6 protein-coding genes are annotated in these 7328 nt (G+C 67.7%); all 6 read left to right on the top strand.

Translation table 11 applies throughout. The features are described from left to right. Window positions 1-1245 (top strand): hypothetical protein (locus LSF15_RS02580; RefSeq protein WP_232496949.1); only part of this gene is annotated, 1245 nt, incomplete at its 5' end. Between the two features lie 82 nt (window positions 1246-1327). After that, window positions 1328-1462 carry a hypothetical protein gene (locus tag LSF15_RS18715; RefSeq protein WP_269756074.1) on the top strand — a complete coding sequence of 45 codons (135 nt, stop codon included), beginning with the start codon at window positions 1328-1330 and terminating at the stop codon, window positions 1460-1462. Window positions 1463-1761: 299 nt separating this feature from the next. After that, window positions 1762-3231: a sugar transferase gene (locus LSF15_RS02575; protein WP_232496948.1), complete on the top strand. Its 1470-nt coding sequence runs from the start codon at window positions 1762-1764 to the stop codon at window positions 3229-3231. Between the two features lie 112 nt (window positions 3232-3343). Continuing rightward, window positions 3344-4219, top strand: coding sequence for a glucose-1-phosphate thymidylyltransferase RfbA (rfbA, locus tag LSF15_RS02570; protein WP_232496947.1), 876 nt, complete (start codon window positions 3344-3346; stop codon window positions 4217-4219). Then, complete coding sequence (gene rfbB, locus LSF15_RS02565; protein ID WP_232496946.1) at window positions 4216-5226, top strand: dTDP-glucose 4,6-dehydratase; 1011 nt, start codon at window positions 4216-4218, stop codon at window positions 5224-5226. Before rfbA ends, rfbB begins: the two co-directional genes overlap by 4 nt. An 86-nt stretch (window positions 5227-5312) precedes the next feature. Next, window positions 5313-6716, top strand: a complete 1404-nt coding sequence (locus LSF15_RS02560) for a sugar nucleotide-binding protein (RefSeq protein WP_232496945.1) — start codon at window positions 5313-5315, stop codon at window positions 6714-6716. Window positions 6717-7328 lie beyond the last annotated feature (612 nt).

The following is a 7328-nucleotide window of genomic DNA, read 5'->3' as shown; positions in this document are numbered from 1 at the left end:
TTGAGTATCGACCCTGGGATCGTGTTGAAAGGAATGAACCTTGGGGTCACCGGCACGCTCAACGCAATCGGAACCCCGGAACAACCCATCATCTTCACCCGGAGCGACGACGACGCGCTTGGTGGCGATACTGACGGTGAAGGAACCTCCGGGCAGCCATCGAGATTTCGCCCTGGTGGAAGGGTGAATATTGAGCACGTAGTCATCACGCCAAATGCAGAGTTCTTCGACACTTACTGGCGGGGAGCTGAATCGTTCAGAATCGTCGACAGTGAGATCTCGGCACCACTCCTAATCGTCGGAGTGGACGCACCGATTCTCGTGCGCAACGTCATTGCTGCCCCAGCGGAAGCTGGAGGCGTTAGATTCTCCGAGGTCGCGGACATCTCGGGCGTACCGTTCTCCGGAGAAGACGCCAACGTCCTCTTAGGCTCTCCGCGCGAGCGAGCAGTGAGCTTCTACCGATCTTCACTGGCGGCAGGGGCCGCCTACGTCATGGCGGAGTCAAGCACTGTGTCCGCATATACCGGCGAGTTGAGTGTTGCCGGAACGCTGAGCATTGAGCCCGGGGTCGTCGTAAAAGGCGGGCTGGCTGTCAGCGGCGTTCTCTACGCAACTGGCACGGTCGAGAAGCCGATCGTCTTCACGAGTTCCGCGGACGACGCTTTCGGCGGTGATACGGATGGCGTCGATGCAGGCGCTGAGCCAACGGCGTTCGCGATCTCGATGGGGTCCGGCGCAATCGGCTCATGGATTGACCATGCCGTGTTCAAGAACTCGCACAGCGCCATTCATCTTGGGTCACTATCAGCTCTCATTGTGACGAACAGTAAGTTCATATCGAATCAGGCAGCCGTCACAGCGAGCGACCCGGGGAGCTATGACCCGACAATTGAGTCGGGTTGGGGCGAGCTCCCATGTGCTCCGCCGTTCGATTCGACCGTGACTATGGAGAATGTCTGGTTCGGCGAGACGCGCTGGCCGGGGGTTCCACTGGGGACCGAGACCGAGATAGTCAGCGGGCAGTTTGACAACGCCGTGCTGAAAGGCCTGTTCGACGTCATGACCTTGGCGTACCAGGACTCATTTGACGTTGCGATCGGTGACAACACGATCCCTTGGAAGATGTATCACTGCGCTGTCGGAAACGTTCCGGTCAGCTTTCCCGTTACCCCTGTTCGGCTGAATACCGGGCAAATGCTTCTAATGAGCGAGCCATGGGTCGAATATCGCCAAGCCCCGTAGGCTTGCGACGGCAACCGCATCGACTGCAAGCTCCCCGACCGCGGTGCCGCACCTCTGCCGGCCGGCCGTGAAGGTGCCCATCGTGAACCAGCCGGGGGCGTCGCACACCGTCGTCGCGAACTTCACCGGCGCGGCGGGGGAGTACGGGCCGCTCGAGGTCTGGCACACGCCCATGGTGCAGCCGACCGAGGTGACGGTCGAGACGCCCGGCTGCTAGGTCTTCGTGCGTGGTCTCGAGACGCGTCCTCCTTCGTCGGGCGCTCCTCGACCAGCGGGTCGGGCGCTCCTCGACCAGCGGGTCGGGCGCCACTCGACCGGCGGTTCAGGGCTCATGACCCCCCATCGGGGGATGTGCCATACCGGCGACCCCGCTTAAGGTAGGACTCTGTGGGCTACACGCCCGACAACAACCCCTTCCCCCGAGGGGCCCAACACCCGATACACCCGACCGATCGCGTAGCGATCTGCACCAACGGCACCCGAACTCGGGTGTCTGCTGGTGACTGAGGCGGCAACATGGCGCTGAGTGAGTACACCGAGACCACGTCGAGCGCGCTCGTCGAACGATGGCAGCGCGGCTACGCGACCCGGCTGTTCCTCACCGACCTGCTCGTGCTCGTCGTCGTGGTCTACGGGTCGCAGTTCCTGAGGTTCGGTGCGAGCGCAGCCGAGCAGCTCATCGCGCGCAGCGAGGCGCAGACGCTCGAGATCACGTACTCGCTCGTCTCGGCCGTGCTCATCATCGCCTGGCTGGCCTCACTCGCGCTCTTCGGCACGCGCGACCAGAAGATCATCGGCAGCGGCTCGACCGAGTACAAGCGCATCGCCGACGCGACCATCCGCGTGTTCGGTGTGCTCGCGATCATCGCGTTCCTGCTGCAGACGCAGCTCGGTCGTGGCTACCTGCTCATCGCCCTGCCCACCGGGCTCGCGCTGCTGCTCACCAGCCGGTGGTTGTGGCGCCAGTGGCTCAATCGCCGCAGGGCGGCCGGCGAGTACAGCTACCGGGCGATCCTCATGGGCGAGCGGGAATCGTCGGCGCACGTCGCCAAGCAGATCACCCGCGACCCCAGCAACGGCTTCGTCATCGTCGGCGCGGTCACCCAGGGCGGCACTGCGCAAGACCTCGCGCCCGGTGTGCCCGTGCTCGGGTCGTACGATCGCGCGATCGAGGCGGTCGACGCCTCCGAAGCCGACACCGTGGTCTTCACCGGTGCCGACATGATCACGCCACGACAGCTGCGCCAGTTCGGCTGGGATCTCGAGTCGCGTTCGATCAACCTCATCGTCGCGCCGGCATTGACGGATGTCGCAGGCCCGCGTATTCACGCACGGCCGGTCGCCGGGCTGCCGCTCATCCATGTCGACTACCCCGTGTTCGAGGGCAACAAGTACGCGGCGAAGCGGGCGTTCGACCTGATCGCGTCGTTCGCGGGGCTCGTGGTGCTCAGCCCGCTGTTCCTCGTGCTCACCATCCTGATCCGCGGCGACAGCCAGGGGCCGGCACTGTTCCGTCAAGAGCGCGTCGGGCTCAACGGGCGCCGGTTCAAGATGCTGAAGTTCCGCTCGATGGTGGCCGACGCCGAAAAACAGCTGCCGACCCTACTCGACCAGAGCGAGGGCAACGGGATGCTGTTCAAGATCAAGGCCGACCCGCGCGTCACGAAGATCGGCGCGATCCTGCGCAAGTACAGCCTCGACGAGCTGCCGCAACTCGTGAACGTGCTGCGCGGCGACATGTCGCTCGTCGGTCCGCGTCCGCCGCTCGCCGCCGAGGTCGAGCGCTACGACGAATCAGCGCACCGTCGACTGCTCGTGAAGCCCGGCATCACCGGCCTCTGGCAGACCGCGGGCCGCAGCGACCTCTCGTGGGACGACAGCGTGCGCCTCGACCTCTACTACGTCGAGAACTGGTCGCTGACCGGCGACGTCATCCTGCTCTACCGCACCATTCGCGCGGTGGCACGGCCCGACGGGGCGTACTGAGGGGTCTCGAGACGGCGCTGGCGCGCCTCCTCGGGTCTTGAGACGGCGCTGGCGCGCCTCCTCGACCCACGGGCGGTGCGCCTCCTCGACCCACATACGGCAGGATGGAGTGGTGAAAGGCATCATCCTCGCCGGCGGCTCGGGCACGCGACTGCACCCCATCACCCTCGGAATCTCGAAGCAGCTCGTTCCGGTCTACGACAAGCCGATGATCTACTACCCGCTGTCGACGTTGATGCTCGCCGGCATCCGCGACATCCTGATCATCACGACGCCGCACGACGCCGCACAGTTCGAGCGCCTGCTCGGCGACGGAACGCAGCTCGGGGTCTCGCTGCAGTACGCCGTGCAGCCCGAGCCCAAGGGGCTCGCGCAGGCGTTCACGATCGGTGCCGACTTCATCGGCGACGACCGCGTGGCGCTCGTGCTCGGCGACAACATCTTCTACGGCCCCGGCATGGGCGCGCAGCTGCGCCAGTACGCCGAGGTCGACGGCGGCGCGATCTTCGCCTACTGGGTCGCCGACCCCACCGCCTACGGCGTCGTCGAGTTCGACGAGCAGGGCATCGCCCGCTCGCTCGAAGAGAAGCCGGCCGATCCGAAGAGCAACTACGCGGTTCCCGGGCTCTACTTCTACGACAACTCGGTCGTCGACATCGCGGCCGGCCTGAAGCCGTCGCCGCGTGGCGAGCTCGAGATCACCGACGTCAACGCCGCCTACCTGCGCGAGGGGCGGCTGCGCGTGAGCGTGCTGCCGCGCGGCACCGCCTGGCTCGACACCGGAACGTTCGACGCCATGGCCCAGGCAGGCGAGTACGTGCGCACCATCGAGCAGCGGCAGGGTCTGAAGATCGGCGCGCCCGAAGAGGTCGCCTGGCGGCAGGGCTGGCTGTCGGATGACGCATTCCGCAGCCGCGCCGAAGCACTCACGAAATCGGGGTACGGCAGCTACCTGCTCGACGTGCTCGCGAGGGGGAAGGACGCATGACCACGCTCCTGGTCACCGGCGGCGCCGGATTCATCGGATCGAACTTCGTGCGACACGTCGTCGCACATACCGACTTCGATGTCATCGTGCTCGACAAGCTCACCTATGCCGGCAACCTCGCGTCGCTCGACGGGCTGCCCGACGCCCGGGTGCGGTTCGTGCGCGGCGACATCGCCGACGCGGCCCTCGTGAACGAGCTGACCCGCGAGCTCGACCCCGACACCGACGCGATCGTGCACTACGCCGCCGAGTCGCACAACGACAACTCGCTGAGCGACCCCCGGCCGTTCCTCGACACCAACGTCATCGGCACGTACACGCTCATCGAGGCGGCGCGCCGTCGCGGCATCCGCTTTCACCACATCTCGACCGACGAGGTCTACGGCGACCTCGAACTCGACGACCCCGAGCGCTTCACCGAGGCGACCGCCTACAACCCGTCGAGTCCGTACTCGTCGACCAAGGCCGCATCAGACATGCTCGTGCGCGCCTGGACCCGCAGCTTCGGGCTGCGCGCCACCATCAGCAACTGCTCGAACAACTACGGGCCCTACCAGCACGTCGAGAAGTTCATTCCCCGCCAGATCACCAACGTGCTGCGCGGCGAGCGGCCCAAGGTCTACGGCACCGGCGCGAACGTGCGCGACTGGATCCACGCCGACGACCACTCGGCCGCGGTGCTCGCCATCCTCGCCGGCGGGCGCATCGGCGAGACCTACCTCATCGGCGCCGACGGCGAGCGGTCGAACCTCGACGTCGTCGGCGACATCCTGGCGGCGCTCGGGCGGCCGCGCGACGACTTCGAGCTCGTAAGCGACCGGCCCGGACACGACCTGCGCTACGCCATCGACTCGACCAAGCTGCGCGACGAGCTCGGCTGGCGGCCGCGCTACTCGGACTTCTCGTCGGGGCTGCGGGCCACCGTCGACTGGTATCGCTCGCACGAAGGCTGGTGGGGGCCGCAGAAGCAGGCGACCGAGGCGAAGTACTCGGAGCTGGGGCGTTGAGTGGCGCCGACCGTCGGTCGAGCAGCGCCGGCGGAGCCGACGCGTCTCGAGACCCGGCCGAGGCTGCGACGCCAAGGGCGCTGGCGGTGCATCCGACCGCCATTCCCGGCCTGCTGATCGTCGACCTGCCCGTGCACCGCGACAACCGCGGATGGTTCAAAGAGAACTGGCAGCGCGCCAAGATGACCGCGCTCGGCCTGCCCGACTTCGCGCCCGTGCAGCAGAACATCTCGTTCAACGGCGACGTCGGAACGACGCGCGGCATCCACGCCGAACCGTGGGACAAGTTCGTGTCGGTCGCCACCGGGCGCGTCTTCGGCGCCTGGGTCGACCTGCGCGAGGGCGATTCGTTCGGGACATCCGTGACCCTCGAAATCGCACCCGACCAGGCGGTGTTCGTTCCGCGCGGAGTCGGCAACGCCTACCAGACGCTCGAGCCCGACACGGCGTACGCGTACCTCGTGAACGCGCACTGGCGGCCCGACGCCGAGTACCAGTTCGTGAACCTCGCCGACGAGACGGTCGCGATCGAGTGGCCGATCCCCTTGAGTGCTGCCGAACTCTCCGACAAGGATCGTGCGCACCCGCGACTCGCTTCGGTGGCGCCCGCGCCGGCGCGCCGGCCGGTCGTCATCGGCGGCGACGGGCAGCTGGGGCGCGCGCTGCGTCGGCAGATTCCCGATGCCACGTTCCTGACACGTGCCGATCTCGATGTGACGGATGCCTCGGCGCTGGAGTCGCTCGGTGAGTCCGGTTCCGGCGGGGCCGAAGTCGACTGGTCTGCGTGCTCGGCGATCATCAATGCCGCCGCGTACACGAACGTCGACGGAGCCGAGACGACCGCCGGGCGGGCGACGGCGTGGCAGGTCAACGCAACCGCGGTCGGTGCGCTGGCGGCGCTCGCGGCGCGGCTGGGCGTGCCGTTCGTGACCGTGTCGAGCGACTACGTGTTCGACGGCACGGTCGAGTCGCACGTCGAAGACGAGGCGTACAGCCCCCTCGGCGTGTACGGGCAGAGCAAAGCGGCGGGCGAGCTCGCCGCTCGGGCTCGTCGCCAGCACTATGTCGTGCGCACGAGCTGGGTCGTCGGCGACGGATCGAACTTCGTGCGCACCATGGCCTCGCTCGCGGAGCGGGGCGTTGACCCGCAGGTGATCTGCGACCAGCGCGGGCGGCTGACGTTCGCGGATGACCTGGCGCGAGGCATCCTGCACCTGCTCTCGTCCGGAGCGCCGTACGGCGTCTACAACCTCTCGAATTCGGGATCCGTGATGTCGTGGTTCGACGTGGCGCGGGCGGTGTTCGAGCTCACCGGGCACGATCCGTCGCGGGTGGTCGCGACCACGGCCGAGGCGTACGCGGCCGGGCGGGGTGCGGCGACGACGGCTCCGCGGCCGCGGCACAGCGCGTTCGACCTGGGGCGGCTTGCCGCGGCGGGGTTCGTGCCGCGGGATGCCGGGGTGGCGCTGCGGGAGTATCTGGCGGGGTAGGGGTTTCGGCGGGGGTGGGTTCTGCTCGGGCGGGTTGGGGGTTCTGCTCGGCCGGATTGGGTTCTGCTCGGCCGGGTTGGGGTCTGCTTGGCTGGGTTGGGGTTGTGCTCGGCCGGGTTGGGGTTCTGCTCGGCTGGGTTGGGGTTCTGCTCGGCCGGGAGTGCACTCGGTGCCCCACGCAGGGCGGCGACCGTGGTCTCGGCGCTCTCGCCGTGCCGCCCGCTCGGCGGTGTCGCCGTGCCGGCCGCTCGGCGGTGTCGACGTGCCGCCCGCTCGGCGGTGTCGCCGAGACCGCACTCCCGGCTCAGGCACGGCGGCGACCGCGCTCTCGAACTCGTGGGGAGGCGGCGCGGCCGGCACGACTCGGCGCCGTCATCCGCATCGGCGAGAGCGCCCGGCATGGCTCGGCGCTCGGCGCTCGGCGCGCAAGCCGGTGTCAGCGACATCCGTGCCGAATTCAGAACCGACGACACCTCATCGCCCTCTACCTGCGTGCGTGATCTCGGCCGTCAGGCCGATGTCGGTGGCGGGGGATATGTTCGATTCGGTCCCTCGGGGGCTGGCGGTGGCGCGGGAGTGGCGGTATCCGGGAGTGACGGTATCGCGGTATCG

The sequence above is a fragment of the Agromyces humatus genome (assembly GCF_021228295.1).
Lineage (GTDB): Bacteria > Actinomycetota > Actinomycetes > Actinomycetales > Microbacteriaceae > Agromyces > Agromyces humatus.
The sequence above is the reverse complement of the archived record's forward strand: the minus strand, read 5'-3'. Positions and strand labels throughout refer to the sequence as shown.